Origin of the sequence: Priestia koreensis, from assembly GCF_001274935.1 — a bacterium.
Lineage (GTDB): Bacteria > Bacillota > Bacilli > Bacillales > Bacillaceae_H > Bacillus_AG > Bacillus_AG koreensis.
Window position 1 is genome coordinate 447,132 of sequence record NZ_LILC01000002.1, and the last position, 16,589, is coordinate 463,720.

Consider the following 16,589-nt stretch of genomic DNA (forward strand, 5'->3'; position numbering starts at 1 on the left):
GACAGAAATATATGATACAATCAGAGAGGTATGTACATACTTAGATGGAAGCTTTTTATAATGGAGGAGTTCTTGTGAAGAAGGAATTTGCCGTTATCGGATTAGGTCGATTTGGCGGAAGCATTTGTCAAACGCTTAGTGATCAAGGAATGGAAGTTTTGGCGATTGATATGGATGAAGATAAAGTAAATCAATACGCTAATATCGCCTCTCATGCTGTCGTGGGAGATACGACAGACGAGATGGTGTTAAAAAGCCTCGGCATTCGTAACTTTGATCACGTCATCGTAGCGATTGGCGATAATATTCAAGCGAGTATTTTAACAACGATTATCTTAAAGGAACTAGGAGTTAAGAAAATCACCGTAAAAGCTCAAAATGACTATCATGAAAAGGTACTATCAAAAATTGGCGCAGACAAAATCGTTCATCCAGAACGTGATATGGGGAAACGAATTGCGAATAATATTATTTCAAACAGCGTACTTGACTACTTGGAGCTGTCTGATGAGCATAGTATTATCGAAGTAATTGCCAACAGTCGTATGGCAGGTTATTCCCTAATTGAGCTCGACATTCGAGCGAAATATGGAATTAATATCGTCGCGATTAAGCGCGAGAAGGAGATTATCGTATCTCCACAGGCATCGGAGCTCATTCAAGAAGGAGATATTTTAATTATTATCGGTGCGGATTCAGACATTGATCGTTTCCAAACAAAACTTTATAGTCGTTAACTACTCGGATCGTCTTCTATCTAATTCTCAAGTGGATTGGAGAGAAGACGGTCCTTTTTAACAAAATAGACTTATACTCAGTAATAAAAGGGGTGAAAAGGTGCGTATATTTTTGAGTAGATGGAGCTTATTTTTGCTTCTGTGGATTCTCTTCATTTTGTCCATTCCCTATACGTTTTCTCGAATCATTACAGCATTTTTATTGTTAAGTATATCCATGCTCTTTTATTTTTTATTACCGATTTTAAAGCAGCCGCTCATCGGTTATGTAGTGGGGCTTGTTATTATTGTACTAGCAGCCATTCGATATAACTATCCGTTTTACTCCGTACTACTGATCGCATACTTAGCGCTCGAGGCAGTTTTTCAGCTTCCGTACAAAACATCTCGTCTCTACACCGTTCTTTCTTCTATAGTGAGCATGATTCTTTTGCTCTTTTCTCATTCAATGAATTACATTGCTGAAGATGTTTTGATTGTTTTTTTCTTCATGTTTTTATTACTTGCGTTAAGTCAAAATCGCCAACAAAAGATGGAAAAACAGCAATTGTATGAGCACTTATTAGGCGAATATCGACACATAAAAAGAATGGCGTTAAAAAATGAACAGGGAGCCCGAGTTCAGGAAAGAACACGTATCGCACGTGATATGCATGATTCAGTAGGGCACAAGCTAACTGCGCTTTTAATGCAAATTGAAATGATGATCTTAAAGCCTGAATCATCAGCCGAAGCCGCTCCGACACTTAAAAGGCTCGCAAAAGAAAGCTTAGAGGAAACCAGAAGCGCAGTACGTACCTTAAAGGACGAAGAAGTAACGGGCATTCCGTCTGTTCTTCTTTTAATTCGGAAGCTAGAATCCGAGAGTCATATGAAAGTGGAATTTACGACGAAGCAGGGCGCATTGTCTCTGCCACTATCAAACCGTCAGAGTGTCGTCTTATATCGTATTATGCAAGAAGGATTAACCAATGCGATGCGCTACGGATCATCACGTGACGTTCACGTGACGTTAGGACTGAGCGCAATAGGAGATTTGTCCTTTAGAATTGTGAATACCGTACATAAACCGATACCGTTTCAACCAGGATTTGGATTAAAAGGATTAAAAGATCGTGTTGAAGAAATAAAAGGGAGCGTCACATTTTATCAAACAGAATCAACCTTTGTTATAGAAGGATTTTTGAAGGTGGAGGGACCAGAACATGTGGAACATCCTACTCGTTGAGGATCAGCATATCGTTAGGCAAGGACTGAAAATGATGATTGAAATTGATGATGATTTTCGAGTGGTTGCTGAAGCAAGCAATGGAGAAGAGGCGCTTGCACAATTGCATAAGCATATCGTTGATATGGTCGTAATGGACATCCGGATGCCGATTATGAACGGCCTTGAAGCGACTAGGAAAATAAAAGGAATTAATCCCCAGATGAAAATTCTTATTTTAACGACGTTTAATGATGATGAATATGCTCTGCAGGCACTAAAGGATGGAGCGAACGGATTTATGCTCAAAGATGCGGAGCCTGTAAAGCTTATTGAAGCGATCCGTAGCTGTCTAAATGGGGGACTGACCATTCATGATAACGTCGCTGCAAAAGTCGTTCCGCGCTTATTGCAAACACCGAACGTTCAGGCTTCAGAGATTCCCCTAAGCCCGAGAGAGCTTGCTGTCACAAAGTTAGTGGGTGAGGGGAAAACGAATAAAGAGATTGCCGATGAGCTGTATTTATCTATTGGAACAGTTAAAAATCATATTACACAAGTATTGAATAAGCTCGAATTGCGAGATCGGACACAGCTTGCGATTTATGCCGTTCGACATCACCTTGCTTAAAAGGCTCCGTTAATGGGGTCTTTTTATATGAAAAGAGAAAAGAAGTGACGGAGGTCATGGGTAAAAAAGAAAAACAGTGACGGAGGAAAGTGTAGAACATTCCATTCAGAGCTTATGATAGAGAGAGAACAAAGGAGGAGAAAAATATGTTAGAAGTGGTGAACATAACAAAACAATACAAAAAGACAAAAGCGGTGAACGGGGTAAATTTATTTTTAGAAAAAGGCGAAACAGTGGGGTTGTTGGGGCCAAATGGTGCAGGGAAATCCACCACGATCTCAATGATTTCTTCCCTTATTCCCCCGACAAGCGGTGATATTCGAGTGTTCAATGAAAGTATTTTAAAAAAGCCGCAAACGCTTCGAGACATTTTAGGAATTGTTCCTCAGGAAATAGCGGTGTATATGGAGCTAAGTGCAAAAGAAAATTTAATGTTTTTTGGCAGGCTTCATGGACTTCGCGGAGAGAAGCTTGGCAAAAAGGTACAGGAAGTATTGGAAATTATCGGGCTAAGCGATCGTCAGAACGATCAAGCGAAAACATTTTCTGGTGGAATGAAGCGGCGTTTAAATATCGGGGTTGCGTTAATGAATGACCCTCAAATTATTATTATGGATGAACCAACGGTAGGAATTGATCCGCAATCACGAAATCATATTTTAGAAACCGTTCGACGTTTAAACGAAGAAAAACAGATGACGGTTTTGTACACAAGTCACTACATGGAAGAAGTAGAGTATTTATGCGATCGCATTTATATTATGGATAAAGGCGACATTATTGCTTCTGGTACGAAGGATGAAATTAAAAATATCCTTTCTGCTGAAAATACGATTCAAATGAAAGTGACGATTCATGACGAATCGTTTATCACTCTCTTAAAAAATCATCCTTCCATTTCAAACGTCATGGTGCAAGATAAAGTAGTCACGGTGTTGGTTCCAAAGCAAGTTCACATTTTACCAGAATTATTCAAAAGCGCTGATCAGTGTAAAGTGATGATTACATCGGTAGAAGTGAAAACACCAACGCTTGAAGATGTATTTTTACATTTAACAGGAAGACAGTTAAGAGACTAAGAGAGGGGGATTTCTTGTGATATTTCGACTTGTTCAAAAGGATTTGACCTTGTTTTTGCGAAAGCCACAACAGCTAATGGTTATTTTATTAATGCCGTTTGTATTAATTACGATTCTCGGAAACGCGCTAGGATCGCTAGGCGAATCGACCCAATCATCTCTAAAAGCAAACGTGATCATAGCTCAGGAAGGGAACGAAGAAGCAGAGGCGAAAAAGTTTTCCGAAGAAATAGCGAACATGCCGGTCCCAGCTGAGCAGAAAAAAGCGATTCTGCAGGGGACAGAAAAGCTCAAACCAATCGAACTTTTGAAACGTAACGTTTTAGGAAGCGACGTTGTAAAGAGCATGATCACCGTAAAAGAAATGACGGTAAAGGAAGCAAAAAAAGAGCGGAAAAACAAAAAAAATACGGCGGTTATCATCGTGCCTCAAAACTTTTCTTATGAGGTATTGCAGCACATGCTGTTAAACAAGAAAGAGACGCCTACTCTACAAGTGACATACAACGAAAAAAAGGAAAATGCAGTGAAGCTCGTTCAAGATATACTAACTTCCTACCAAAAGCAATTAACGCTACAGTCTAACCTCAGTAAAGTGGTTGTCAAAGTTCCACATGAGGAAGGGAAGGTGTTTGGGGCTGTAAAAGCTGTTCACCAAGAGAAGCCGCTCAGTGCCATTGCTTATTATACGATTGCCATGAGTATGATGTTTGTAATGTATGTCGCTTCAACGATGGCTAGTTATTCGTACATGGACAAAGAACAGCACGTGTATGATCGAATTATCATTTCCAATCTGTCTCCTTATGCCTATTTCGGAAGTATATTTTGTTCGACTGCGCTTATTGCGTTTTTACAGCTTTCGATCTTGTTTGGTCTTGCTGCTCTAATCTATCACGTATACTGGGCAAGTATCGGACTATTTTTCATTGTCACGCTGGCGATTAGCTTAGCTGTGGGCGGTATGGGGGTGTTCTTAGCCGTTCTCAATTTTATTTCAGGATCTTCTAGTGCATCCGCAATCTTCTCATCTGTGGTCGTATCGATTCTAGCTCTGATCGGTGGGAGCTTTGTCCCAACTTCACAGCTACCAGCATCTTTGCAAAACTTATCCGAGTTTGTTCCAAACGGCGCAGGGTTAATGGCTTATCTACAAGTTGTGCAAGGGTATTCGTTCTCTGACATTCAAACGTCTGTCGTTGTGTTGCTTTTGTACGGATTAGTATTTCTTATGCTATCTGTGTTCATGTTTAATCGTAGGAAGGGAGAGGTGGCGATATGACATCGATTTTATGGGCTCGTTTTAAGCTTCTAGCTCGCAGACCAGGTGCGACCATTTTAATGACCGTGCTCGCAATGGCATTTGCGTATTTTTTAGGAGGAACAAATGGGGGAAAAGAACCTGTTCCTGTTTATAGTCACCTATCAGGCGCTCCTGAAAAAGCCTTATTAAAGGAATTGAATCAATCGGATGTTTTTAGCTTTCATCTAAGCAGCTTAAAAGGGATAAAAAAAGACGTGAGTGCTGGAGAAAGCTCTGTAGGGCTGGAAGTTTATCCTGATCGTTATAATGTCATCGTCATTGGTGAGAATGTACAGAAGTCACTGCTAGATCCGTTTGTACAATCGGTTTATGCAGAAAATAGTCAAAAAACAGCCATTGCAGCAGCAAATCCAGCAGTGGATCAGAAGAAGATCGAAAGAGTATTTCAGGAATCCAAGAAGCATCCTGTTTTTACGATGAACGATACATCGATGGAAGGAAAGCTGTCGGTAGACAATAGTAATCAGCTTCAGGCAATTTTCGGATTTACGTTGTTTTTTTCGATCTATACCATTGCTTTTAGCGTGTTTGGTCTCTTTAATGAGCGTCAGCAGGGGGTATGGAACCGGGTCATTTTATCTCCCGTCTCAAAAACAAGCATTTATTTGGGTCATTTGATTTATAGCTTTGTGGTTGGGTATGCACAAATTGCGCTTGTGTTTAGCGTTTTTCATTTCGTAGCGGGTGTGGATTTTCATACCTCCCTTGGTTTCGTTCTTTTACTGATCGCACCATACGTTTTTGCAATTGTTGCCTTTTCTTTATTAATTACGAGTTTAGTAAAGACGGTTCATCATTTCCGAGCACTTATTCCTCTTTTATCCGTAAGCATGGCGATGATTGGAGGAGCCTATTGGCCAATTGAGATCGTTTCCTCAAACGTTATGATCAGTTTATCTAAAATTGTTCCTATTACGTACGGAATGGATTTACTAAAAGGAGTAACGATTCATGGGTATGAATGGCAACAATCTTTCTATTCAGTTGTCATTTTATTATTGATGGGAATTATCATGATGGGAATCAGCATCAACGTAATGGAACGGAAACAAACCGCATAAAAAAAGCTCGCCAGGCGGCGAGCTTTTTTTATCGTCATACTTCCATGATGATTGGTAAAATCATTGGACGACGTTTTGTTTTTTCGTACAAGAACGGAGCAAGCGTATCTGTGATCTCATTTTTAATTTCAGACCACTGAGACGTACGACGTTCCATTACTTTATTAAGATGTTTTGTAATCAATGCTTGTGCGTCATTAATAAGGTCACCTGACTCACGCATGTAGACAAAACCACGAGAGATAATGTCTGGACCAGCTGCAATTTTAAAGTCCTTCATGTTGATGCTTACGACAACGATAACAAGACCTTCTTCAGAAAGAATACGGCGGTCGCGCAACACGATGTTTCCGATGTCTCCGATACCGTTTCCATCAATGTATACAGATCCAGATGGAATTTTACCAGCAACAGATGCTTCATCTTCACTTAATGCTAACACTTCACCATTGTCCATGATGAAACAGTTCTCTTCCGGCACGCCGCAGTCAACAGCAAGCTTGATGTGCATTTTTTGCATGCGATATTCACCGTGAATTGGCATGAAGTATTTTGGCTTAATTAAGCGAAGCATTAGCTTTTGCTCTTGCTGTCCACCGTGACCAGATGTATGGATGTCATTTAACGGTCCGTGAATAACATCAGCACCAGCGCGGTACAGAAGGTTAATGGTTCTGCTAACGCTTACGGTATTACCCGGAATCGGTGAAGATGAGAATACAACCGTATCTCCCGGAATGATTTGAATTTGACGATGCGTCCCGTTTGCGATACGAGATAACGCAGCCATTGGCTCTCCTTGGCTTCCTGTACATAAAATTGTGACGCGGTTAGCTGGGAGACGATTGATTTGAGACGCTTCAATGAACGTATCTTTTGGACATTGGATATAGCCAAGGCTTTGACCAATTTCAATCGCAGATTCCATGCTTCGTCCAAATACAGCTACTTTACGATTGTTTTGCACAGCTGCTTCAATCACTTGTTGAAGACGGTGAATGTTAGAGGCAAACGTTGCAAAAATAATACGACCATCTACTTTACGGAAGATATCGTTAATGCTATCGCCTACACGACGTTCAGAAATCGTGAAGTTTGGCACTTCACTGTTTGTGCTATCAGAAAGTAAGCAAAGTACACCTTCTTTGCCGATCTCAGCCATTTTTGTTAAGTTGGCTGGTTCACCTACAGGAGTGAAATCAAATTTAAAATCGCCTGTATGTACGATTTGTCCATTAGGTGTTTTGACAACGACACCATAGGAATCAGGAATGCTATGTGTAGTACGGAAAAACGTCACCGATGTTTTTCGGAATTTGATAATATCATCTTCCTGAATTTCATGAAGCTTTGCTTTACGTAATAACCCATGCTCTTCAAGTTTATTTTTAATAAGACCCATTGCAAGTTTTCCAGCGTAGATTGGAATATCTACTTGACGTAGTAAGTAAGGAATCCCGCCGATGTGATCTTCGTGTCCATGAGTAATGAATAAACCACGGATTTTATCTTCGTTTTTTACTAGATATGAGTAGTCTGGAATAACGTAATCAATACCAAGAAGCTCGTCTTCAGGAAACTTAATCCCAGCATCAATGACAATAATTTCGTCTTGGAATTGAACAGCATACGTATTCTTCCCGATTTCGCCTAGTCCACCGAGGGCGAAAACAGAAGTTTGATTGTTTTTTACAAATTTCATATTATCCTATCTCCAATACTTTGAAATCTTCATGTTGCTGTTCATATTCTAAATGAGCACCACGAATTGGTTGAACGAATTCGATGTTAAGATTACGGTCCTTCAGTTTTAATCGTACGTCTTTCTCAGAGTCTGCCTCTACATACACGGTTTTTGTGTGCTCACGTACGGGAACTTGCTTAATGCTTTCTTGGAAATATACTTTAAAAATCATTTCTTATCTCTCTCCTTAATCCGAAATTCAAGTAACTTTTTTTATTATATTACAAAATGGGTATGTATTTCATTTATTTTCTAGTTATAACACTAATAAAATGCATCTTCACTAAATTGTATTCATGGAACGAAGTGAAGTCAATTCATTATCCACTATACCGCAACTAGAAAAATAGTATGAACATCATCCGCGCTTTGAGAAATGCTGGTGGAAACCTGCAAATCGTCTTGTTAAGATAGTAGCCGAAACGAGATCCTTTTTGCAAGTAGCATTGCTCTCTTTCTTATAACAATAAATTAAGGCAATACGAAAGGCAAGTTCTCCTTTCATATTGCCTCTCTAATAATTATGATTTTATTATGCGATAGACTTCTTACGGAGTAGCTCTTTCCAACGATTTGCTAACTTCTTTCGTAGACGTTTTAGCATAGTAGCTCATCTCCTTGTCCAAAATAGTCATGTCATTTACTCGAAGTCAAAGGGATGTTCCGTCCTCTTTGAGCTCGGTCGCGTGTAATAACCGCTAGATCCCTGTTAAATTGATTGCGTCTAGCAAACGTGTTCAGCGATAGGCTTGACTCTACCTGCTAGAGGCAGAGATGAAAAAAGGATCCTTTCTCTCTATAGTATCTATTATATGAAATTTTTCTCAAAAATAGCATGGTTATATATGGAATATCATAAAAATAGTAGGTGAATCATGTTTTTTTACTATATTCAAAGCATAAAATAGGGGGGAGAAGTAGAAGGAAATAGGGGTTAAAAGAAGAGGTTTACGATCGACGTCTTCATGTACGTTGTTTCGCCTGTCCATAAAGGAGCTGTCCAATCTTTAAAAAAACAGACCGCATTTCAATTGAAATGCGGTCTGTGGCATCAGCGCTCTAACGGCTGTGCATCTGCTGGTTGGTCAAACGGCTGCTGTTCATTAATGTAGTCGTAGAACATTACGCCGTTTAGATGATCAATCTCATGTTGAAACACAACAGCAGGAAGTCCTTTTAGACGTAGTTTCACTTCTTCACCGTCTAATGTTGTTCCTGTTACCGTTACTCTCATGTAGCGGGGAACAAACCCAGGAACGCTTCGCTCAACAGATAGGCAACCTTCTCCGCTTGTTAAATAAGTTTTCTCGACAGAATGGCTAATAATTTTGGGGTTAAATAGTGCGTAGCTGTATAACGTACCTTTTTCGTCCGTTACGTGAACGGCAATCATTCGCTTTGATACGTTAATTTGCGGTGCAGCCAGGCCGATCCCAGGACGAAGCCCGTATTTTTCAACCATATCAGGATTTTGGCTGTTTTGAACATATTCCATTAAGCTAGCTAAAATTTGTTTGTCTTCCTCCGAAGCAGGTAATGATACCTCTGTTGCGACTTCACGCAGCGTCGGATGCCCTTCTTGTATAATATCGTTCATTGTAATCAAGATTAACATCTCCCTAATTCGAATTACTTACATCATATGCGATATATCCAAAGTCTATCAAAAGAATATGTAAAAGTCACCAAAACTGTTGATAAAAAAGGGGTTAGAGGGTGAAAAATAGAAAAGCGGCGAAATCCGCCGCTTCGATGTTAGCTGTTATTACCAAGCTCCACAGCCACAACCAACAATGATTAAAAGAATGAACAATACAACTAATAATACAAATCCTCTTCCACCGTATCCAACTCCACCATAACCGTAACCACAAGGATTACATCCGCCACCATATCCATATCCGTAACCGTACATATTGAAAGACCTCCTAGTAATATAAGTTTTCCACCAGCCCTCATGATTTTTTCTTTTCATGTGCTGGGTTAATACAATATATGTAGGGAATGAAAAGGTGTGTAGAGCAAATGCCTATATTCATGTTTTAAATGGCAGAATCGTCTCTTTTCATTATTTGTTAATTCCTGTAGTATAAGATCTACAAGATATGTAAGGAGGACGTTCGATTTGGAAAGATGGGTAAAAAAGGGCAGCGCATTGCTTGTTGGAATGTGTACGGTACTGGTTTTAGGCGCATGTTCGGACGATCCTTCTCCACAGCAGCAAATTTATTCTTCACTTGAGAAAGTTGTTGCACAGGAGAAAGGGTTTTTAAATCAGCAGGAGCCGTTGGTGAATCTTGAAAAAGAAGAAAAAGGTATCTATGATCAAATCATTGCGTTAGGGATGAAAGAACACGATCAGATTAAAGCCTTGTCAGATGATGCGTTAAAACTGATTGATAAACGTGAAAAGCATCTTCAAAAAGAGAAAGAAAGCATTCACGCCTCTAAAGAGAAATTCGATGCGATTACCAAGCGTATTGACTCATTGGAAGATGCGAAACTGAAAGAACAAGCAGAGCAGTTAAAAGACGTAATGGAAAAGCGTTACGCTTCTTATGACCGCCTATATGCTAATTACGAGCAGTCCATCACATTAGATCGAGACCTTTACAAAATGTTTCAAAAGGATGAGATCACGTTAGATGAACTTGAAAAGCAAATTACCTCCATTAATGAAACCTACGACAAAATTGTCAAAGAAAACAAGGTATTCAATGACCTCACGAAAAAATACAACGATGACAAAGAACAATTTTATAAAAAGGCTGGTATTGAATCGTCAAAATGATAAAATGACTGGCCAAAAAGAAGGCTCAAAAAAGACGTACTTTTTTGAGCCTTCTTTCTTTTTATGGTACGCTAATGTAGGAATTTGTCGAAAAAACATTCCCTTATAAATCAGTGGTGCTATAAAACAATATAGTACAGATTAGCGATGTGTATTAATACAGTTCGCCATTTCCACACTATTTAAAATTGATTCTACAATCTTTTTAAATAGTGATACAAAAGGATTGACGAATCATTTTAACATGGTGTAAACTAAGCGATGGAATGATTGGTTGTATTAATCTCGAATAGAGAGAGACTAATACAGATGAACGAATGATTGCATTCGTTCGAACTTTCCTTTTGCTCATGTTTTGATTGAGTTTGCGGGGGAATACATATCAGTGTAAAAAAGCGCGAACTCAAATTTAGCTAGTCAATGATTTGAATGTTTTTCTTTAATAGTTTTGGACAATCTAACTATGTATGTACACTTTCAGTATTGACTAACGTCATGAATAAATTGGTGAAATGAAAGGAAGAGGTGACAAAGATGGCTGCAAAAACGAAAAAAGCTACTTTTGATTTAAACAAGCAACTTGAAGCCGTTGCTGAGCAGTACCCAACGTTACAAATTCTTAATGAAGAGGGCGAAGTTGTTAACGAAGCAGCAATGCCAGCTTTATCTGATGATCAATTAAAAGAACTAATGCGTCGTATGGTATATACACGTATTCTAGACCAACGTTCAATTTCATTGAACCGTCAAGGTCGTTTAGGTTTCTACGCACCTACAGCAGGTCAAGAAGCATCTCAAATTGCTTCTCACTTTGCTTTAGAGAAAGAGGACTTTGTACTACCAGGTTACCGTGATGTACCACAATTAATCTGGCATGGTCTTCCATTAACACAAGCATTCTTATTCTCTCGTGGACATTTCAAAGGGAATCAAATGCCTGCAGATGTTAATGCAGTATCTCCACAAATCATTATCGGTGCTCAATATATCCAAGCAGCAGGTGTTGCTTTAGGACTTAAAAAGCGCGGTAAAAAAGCTGTTGCAATCACTTATACTGGTGACGGCGGAGCTTCACAAGGTGACTTCTACGAAGGTATTAACTTTGCAGGTGCATTCAAAGCTCCAGCAATCTTCGTAATCCAAAATAACCGTTTCGCAATCTCAACTCCTGTTGAAAAACAATCAGCAGCGAAAACAATTGCGCAAAAAGGTATTGCTGCAGGACTTCCTGGTATCCAAGTAGATGGAATGGATGCGTTAGCTGTATATGCTGCTGTTAAAGAAGCACGTGAGCGCGCGATCAACGGTGAAGGTCCAACAGTAATTGAAACATTAACTTACCGTTACGGTCCACATACAATGGCTGGTGATGACCCAACTCGTTATCGTACAGCAGACCTTGATACTGAGTGGGAAAAGAAAGATCCATTAGTTCGTTTCCGCAAGTTCTTAGAAGGCAAAGGTCTATGGAGCGAGGAAATCGAAAACGAAGTAATCGAACAAGCAAAAGAAGATATCAAACAAGCTATCAAAGAAGCGGATGATACTCCAAAACAAACGGTTACTGACTTAATGGAAATCATGTATGAAGAAATGCCTTTCAACTTGAAAGAGCAGTATGAAATCTACAAAGAGAAGGAGTCGAAGTAAGCCATGGCGCAAATGACAATGATTCAGGCTATCACTGATGCGTTACGCACAGAATTAAAAAATGATGAAAACGTGCTAGTTTTCGGTGAAGATGTTGGCGTAAACGGCGGGGTATTCCGTGCGACTGAAGGCCTTCATCAAGAATTCGGTGAAGATCGTGTATTTGATACACCTCTTGCTGAATCTGGTATTGGTGGTCTTGCAATTGGTCTTGCTACACAAGGCTTCCGTCCTGTACCAGAAATTCAATTCTTCGGTTTCGTATACGAAGTAATGGATTCAATCTCTGGTCAAATGGCTCGTATGCGCTACCGTTCTGGTGGTCGCTGGACGGCTCCAATTACTGTACGCTCTCCATTCGGTGGTGGTGTACATACACCTGAACTACATGCAGACAGCTTAGAAGGTCTTGTAGCTTCTCAACCTGGTCTAAAAGTAGTTATTCCTTCAAGCCCTTACGATGCAAAAGGACTTTTAATTTCATCTATCCGTGATAACGACCCAGTTATCTTCTTGGAGCACATGAAATTATACCGTTCTTTCCGTGAAGAGGTACCTGAAGAAGAGTACACAATTCCATTAGGAAAAGCAGAAGTGAAACGTGAAGGTTCTGACCTTACAATCGTAACTTACGGTGCAATGGTTCATGCTTCATTAAAAGCTGCTGAAGAACTTGAAAAAGATGGCCACTCCGTAGAAGTAATCGACCTACGTACGATTCAACCTTTAGACATCGAAACGATCGTAGCTTCAGTTGAAAAAACTGGTCGTGCTATCGTTGTTCAAGAAGCACAAAAACAAGCTGGTATCGCTGCTAACGTAGTAGCTGAAATCAACGACCGTGCGATCTTAAGCCTAGAAGCTCCAGTATTACGTGTAGCTGCACCTGATACTGTATATCCATTCACTCAAGCTGAGGGAGTATGGTTACCAAACCATAAGGATATCGTAGAAACTGCGAAAAAAGTTTTAAACTTCTAATTTAAGTTAAGCATGTTTGACTATAGAAAAATCAGCAGAATTGCTGATTTTTTCTACAGTCATTTCTCATAATGTTAGGAAAGTACACACTAGGAGGTTGAAGACACTTGTCATTCGAATTTAAACTGCCAGATATCGGTGAAGGTATTCACGAAGGTGAAATTGTAAAATGGTTTGTGAAACCTGGAGATGAAATTGAAGAAGACGATGTACTTGCTGAAGTACAAAATGATAAAGCTGTAGTAGAAATTCCTTCTCCTGTTAAAGGAAAAGTATTAGAATTAAAAGTGGACGAAGGAACTGTAGCAGTAGTTGGACAAGTTATCGTTACATTTGATGCACCTGGTTACGAAAACTTAAAATTCAAAGGTGACGATCACGACGACGAGCCTAAAGAAGAAGCACAAGTTCAAGCAACTGCTGAAGCTGGTCAAGATGTAGCAAAAGAAGAAGCACCGAAACAAGAAGCGAAAGCTGAAACTGGTGCAGGCGCTCAAGCTCAAGCAGACGTTGACCCTAACCGTAAAGTAATCGCTATGCCTTCAGTGCGTAAATTAGCTCGTGAAAAAGGCATCGATATTAAAGCGGTTCCTGGTACTGCTAAAAACGGCCGCATCACAAAAGAAGACGTTGAAAACTTCGTAGCTGGCGGATCTGCTGCACCTGCAACTGAAGCACCTGCTGCTAAAGAAGAAAAAGCAGAAACAAAAGCTGCTGCAACGGCTATTCCTGAAGGTGAATTCCCAGAAACTCGTGAGAAAATGAGTGGTATGCGTCGTGCAATCGCTAAAGCGATGGTTAACTCTAAGCACACAGCTCCTCACGTAACGTTAATGGACGAAATTGATGTAACGAAACTTGTTGCACACCGTAAAAAATTCAAAGAAGTTGCTGCAGATCAAGGTATTAAATTAACATTCTTACCTTACGTTGTTAAAGCGTTAACTTCTGCTCTTAAGAAGTTCCCAGCTCTTAACACTTCTATCGACGATGCTACAGACGAAATCGTGCACAAGCACTATTACAACATCGGTATCGCTGCTGATACTGAAAAAGGTCTATTAGTACCTGTTGTAAAAAATGCTGACCGTAAGTCTGTATTCTCAGTTTCTAATGAAATCAACGAACTTGCTGGTAAAGCTCGTGACGGTAAATTAGCTCCTGCTGAAATGAAAGGTGCTTCTTGCACAATCTCTAACATCGGTTCTGCTGGTGGTCAATGGTTCACTCCAGTTATCAACCATCCAGAAGTAGCGATCTTAGGTATTGGTCGTATCGCTGAAAAACCAGTTGTGCGCGATGGCGAAATTGTTATTGCTCCAGTATTAGCGTTATCTTTAAGCTTTGACCACCGTATGATCGATGGTGCTACTGCTCAAAATGCGCTTAACCACATTAAACGTCTATTAAATGATCCAGAATTATTATTAATGGAGGGGTAAAAAATGGTAGTAGGAGATTTCCCAATTGAAACTGATACTCTAGTCATTGGTGCGGGTCCTGGCGGATATGTTGCAGCAATTCGTGCAGCACAATTAGGACAAAAAGTAACAATCGTAGAAAAAGCAACGCTTGGTGGGGTTTGCTTAAACGTTGGATGTATTCCTTCAAAAGCATTGATCACTGCAGGTCACCGTTTCGAAAACGCGAAGCATTCTGAAAACATGGGAATTAAAGCTGAGAACGTAACAGTTGATTTCTCTAAAGTTCAAGAATTCAAAGGCGGCGTTGTTAAAAAACTTACTGGCGGTGTTGAAGGCCTTCTTAAAGGTAACAAAGTAGACATCGTTCGTGGTGAAGCTTACTTCGTTGACAATGAAACAGTACGTGTAATGGATGAAAATTCTGCACAAACATACAAATTCAAAAATGCTATCTTAGCAACAGGTTCTCGTCCAATCGAGATTCCAGGATTCAAGTTCTCTAAACGCGTTCTTGACTCTACTGGTGCTTTAGCATTACAAGAAGTTCCGAAAAAATTAGTTGTAATCGGTGGCGGTTACATCGGTACTGAGCTTGGTACTGCATATGCTAACTTCGGTTCTGAAGTAACATTTGTTGAAGCTGGCGAAGACATCCTTTTAGGCTTCGAAAAACAAATGAGCTCACTTGTAAAACGTAACCTTAAGAAAAAAGGAAACGTTGAAATTCACACTAAAGCAATGGCTAAAGGTGTAGAAGAAACAGAAAACGGCGTAAAAGTTACGTTTGAAGTAAACGGCGAATCAAAAGTAGTTGAAGCTGATTACGTTCTAGTAACAGTTGGACGTCGTCCAAACACAGATGAGCTTGGTCTTGACCAAGTAGGCGTGAAAATGTCTGATCGCGGTGTGATCGAAATCGACAACCAATGCCGTACATCTGTAAGCAGCATCTATGCGATCGGGGACATCGTTCCTGGACCACCACTTGCTCATAAAGCATCTTACGAAGGTAAAATCGCTGCAGAAGCAATCGCTGGTGAAGCATCTGAAATCGACTACCTTGGAATTCCTGCTGTCGTATTCTCTGAGCCTGAACTTGCATCTGTTGGTTATACAGAAGCTCAAGCAAAAGAAGAGGGCGTTGCAGTTACAGCTGCTAAATTCCCATTCGCTGCTAATGGACGTGCACTTGCACTTGACGCTGCAGAAGGTTTCTTAAAAATTGTTACTCGCAAAGAAGATGGCGTTGTAATTGGTGCGCAAATCGCTGGTCCAAATGCTTCTGACGTAATCGCAGAACTAGGTCTTGCAATTGAGGCTGGAATGACAGCTGAAGATATCGCATTAACAATTCATGCTCATCCAACTCTTGGTGAAGCAACAATGGAAGCTGCTGAAGTAGCACTAGGTAGCCCAATCCACATCGTAAAATAATGATTATTTTAGAGAACCTACCCTATGGATAGGTTCTTTTTTGTGTTAGCGAACAACTTTCTTTTACCGTTTCTTCTCAGTTTTTATTCTAAGAGCTTATAATAGTACTTAAGGACCCTAGATTCAATTTTAGCTAGAATTCCGCTCACTCTCTCGCTACTCGGCATTATAGATGGTGTTATGTGAAAAGAAGCGTGATAAAATGGGTCAAGCTGCATAAGATAGAAAAAAGCAGGTATTGAAGAGTGGTGAAGGCATGAAGGGAATGAACCTATTATTACTGTGCATTCATTTAATACTATGGAGTGGATATTCCTTCGTTGAGTATCTATCAAATCGAGATAAATTGTCATCGAAAGTCATTTTATTTGTTGTGTTTGGGTATGTCGCTTACTTAATTGCAGAGCGCTTAATTGAACGTAAACGAACCGCACTGTTTGTTACGATCTTGATTTTAGGAAGCTTTTTCGGATGTCAAAAAATTTTATGGATGGTATTCTAAAAAAAAGATGTGCCAACGATTCGT

16 protein-coding genes are annotated in these 16,589 nt (G+C 39.9%); 12 read left to right on the plus strand and 4 right to left on the minus strand.

Going from position 1 to position 16,589, the window contains the following annotated elements:
- Positions 1-44 precede the first annotated feature (44 nt).
- From AMD01_RS02170 to AMD01_RS02195, 6 genes are all read left to right on the plus strand, one after another.
- Entirely contained in the window at positions 45-737 is a 693-nt protein-coding gene (locus AMD01_RS02170) for a potassium channel family protein (RefSeq protein WP_281176824.1), read from the plus strand.
- A 112-nt stretch (positions 738-849) separates the two neighbouring features.
- Complete coding sequence (locus tag AMD01_RS02175; RefSeq protein WP_157052578.1) at positions 850-1,965, plus strand: sensor histidine kinase; 1,116 nt, start codon at positions 850-852, stop codon at positions 1,963-1,965.
- The gene (locus AMD01_RS02180; RefSeq protein WP_053399741.1) at positions 1,943-2,575 is read left to right on the plus strand and encodes a response regulator transcription factor; all 633 of its coding nucleotides are present in this window, start codon (positions 1,943-1,945) and stop codon (positions 2,573-2,575) included. The genes AMD01_RS02175 and AMD01_RS02180 overlap by 23 nt, the downstream gene beginning before the upstream one ends.
- 146 nt (positions 2,576-2,721) lie before the next feature.
- Positions 2,722-3,654 carry an ABC transporter ATP-binding protein gene (locus AMD01_RS02185; RefSeq protein ID WP_053399742.1) on the plus strand — a complete coding sequence of 311 codons (933 nt, stop codon included), beginning with the start codon at positions 2,722-2,724 and terminating at the stop codon, positions 3,652-3,654.
- Positions 3,655-3,670: 16 nt separating this feature from the next.
- Positions 3,671-4,936, plus strand: a complete 1,266-nt coding sequence (locus AMD01_RS02190; RefSeq protein WP_053399743.1) for an ABC transporter permease — start codon at positions 3,671-3,673, stop codon at positions 4,934-4,936.
- A complete protein-coding gene (locus tag AMD01_RS02195; protein WP_053399744.1) occupies positions 4,933-6,039 on the plus strand; it encodes an ABC transporter permease in 1,107 nt (368 codons plus the stop codon). Before AMD01_RS02190 ends, AMD01_RS02195 begins: the two co-directional genes overlap by 4 nt.
- Before the next feature lie 34 nt (positions 6,040-6,073).
- Here AMD01_RS02195 and rnjA read toward each other — a convergent pair whose 3' ends face one another.
- The 4 genes from rnjA to AMD01_RS23290 all read right to left on the minus strand — a co-directional run bounded on the left by rnjA (position 6,074) and on the right by AMD01_RS23290 (position 9,698).
- Entirely contained in the window at positions 6,074-7,741 is a 1,668-nt protein-coding gene (rnjA, locus tag AMD01_RS02200) for a ribonuclease J1 (protein ID WP_053399745.1), read from the minus strand.
- A 1-nt stretch (position 7,742) separates the two neighbouring features.
- Positions 7,743-7,955: a DNA-dependent RNA polymerase subunit epsilon gene (locus tag AMD01_RS02205; protein ID WP_053399746.1), complete on the minus strand. Its 213-nt coding sequence runs from the start codon at positions 7,953-7,955 to the stop codon at positions 7,743-7,745.
- Between the two features lie 879 nt (positions 7,956-8,834).
- Positions 8,835-9,389: a peptide deformylase gene (def, locus tag AMD01_RS02210; protein WP_053399747.1), complete on the minus strand. Its 555-nt coding sequence runs from the start codon at positions 9,387-9,389 to the stop codon at positions 8,835-8,837.
- Between the two features lie 159 nt (positions 9,390-9,548).
- Positions 9,549-9,698, minus strand: coding sequence for a YjcZ family sporulation protein (locus AMD01_RS23290; protein WP_083446381.1), 150 nt, complete (start codon positions 9,696-9,698; stop codon positions 9,549-9,551).
- A 210-nt stretch (positions 9,699-9,908) separates the two neighbouring features.
- Here AMD01_RS23290 and AMD01_RS02215 point away from each other — a divergent pair, with 210 nt between their 5' ends.
- The 6 genes from AMD01_RS02215 to AMD01_RS02240 all read left to right on the plus strand — a co-directional run bounded on the left by AMD01_RS02215 (position 9,909) and on the right by AMD01_RS02240 (position 16,565).
- Positions 9,909-10,574, plus strand: a complete 666-nt coding sequence (locus AMD01_RS02215; protein ID WP_053399748.1) for a YkyA family protein — start codon at positions 9,909-9,911, stop codon at positions 10,572-10,574.
- 534 nt (positions 10,575-11,108) lie between these two features.
- The gene (gene pdhA / locus AMD01_RS02220; protein WP_053399749.1) at positions 11,109-12,224 is read left to right on the plus strand and encodes a pyruvate dehydrogenase (acetyl-transferring) E1 component subunit alpha; all 1,116 of its coding nucleotides are present in this window, start codon (positions 11,109-11,111) and stop codon (positions 12,222-12,224) included.
- 3 nt (positions 12,225-12,227) lie between these two features.
- Entirely contained in the window at positions 12,228-13,205 is a 978-nt protein-coding gene (locus tag AMD01_RS02225) for an alpha-ketoacid dehydrogenase subunit beta (protein WP_053399750.1), read from the plus strand.
- Between the two features lie 107 nt (positions 13,206-13,312).
- The gene (locus tag AMD01_RS02230; protein ID WP_053399751.1) at positions 13,313-14,647 is read left to right on the plus strand and encodes a dihydrolipoamide acetyltransferase family protein; all 1,335 of its coding nucleotides are present in this window, start codon (positions 13,313-13,315) and stop codon (positions 14,645-14,647) included.
- A 3-nt stretch (positions 14,648-14,650) separates the two neighbouring features.
- Complete coding sequence (lpdA, locus tag AMD01_RS02235; protein WP_053399752.1) at positions 14,651-16,063, plus strand: dihydrolipoyl dehydrogenase; 1,413 nt, start codon at positions 14,651-14,653, stop codon at positions 16,061-16,063.
- A gap of 265 nt (positions 16,064-16,328) precedes the next feature.
- Positions 16,329-16,565, plus strand: a complete 237-nt coding sequence (locus AMD01_RS02240) for a hypothetical protein (protein ID WP_053400098.1) — start codon at positions 16,329-16,331, stop codon at positions 16,563-16,565.
- The last annotated feature ends 24 nt before the right edge of the window (positions 16,566-16,589 follow it).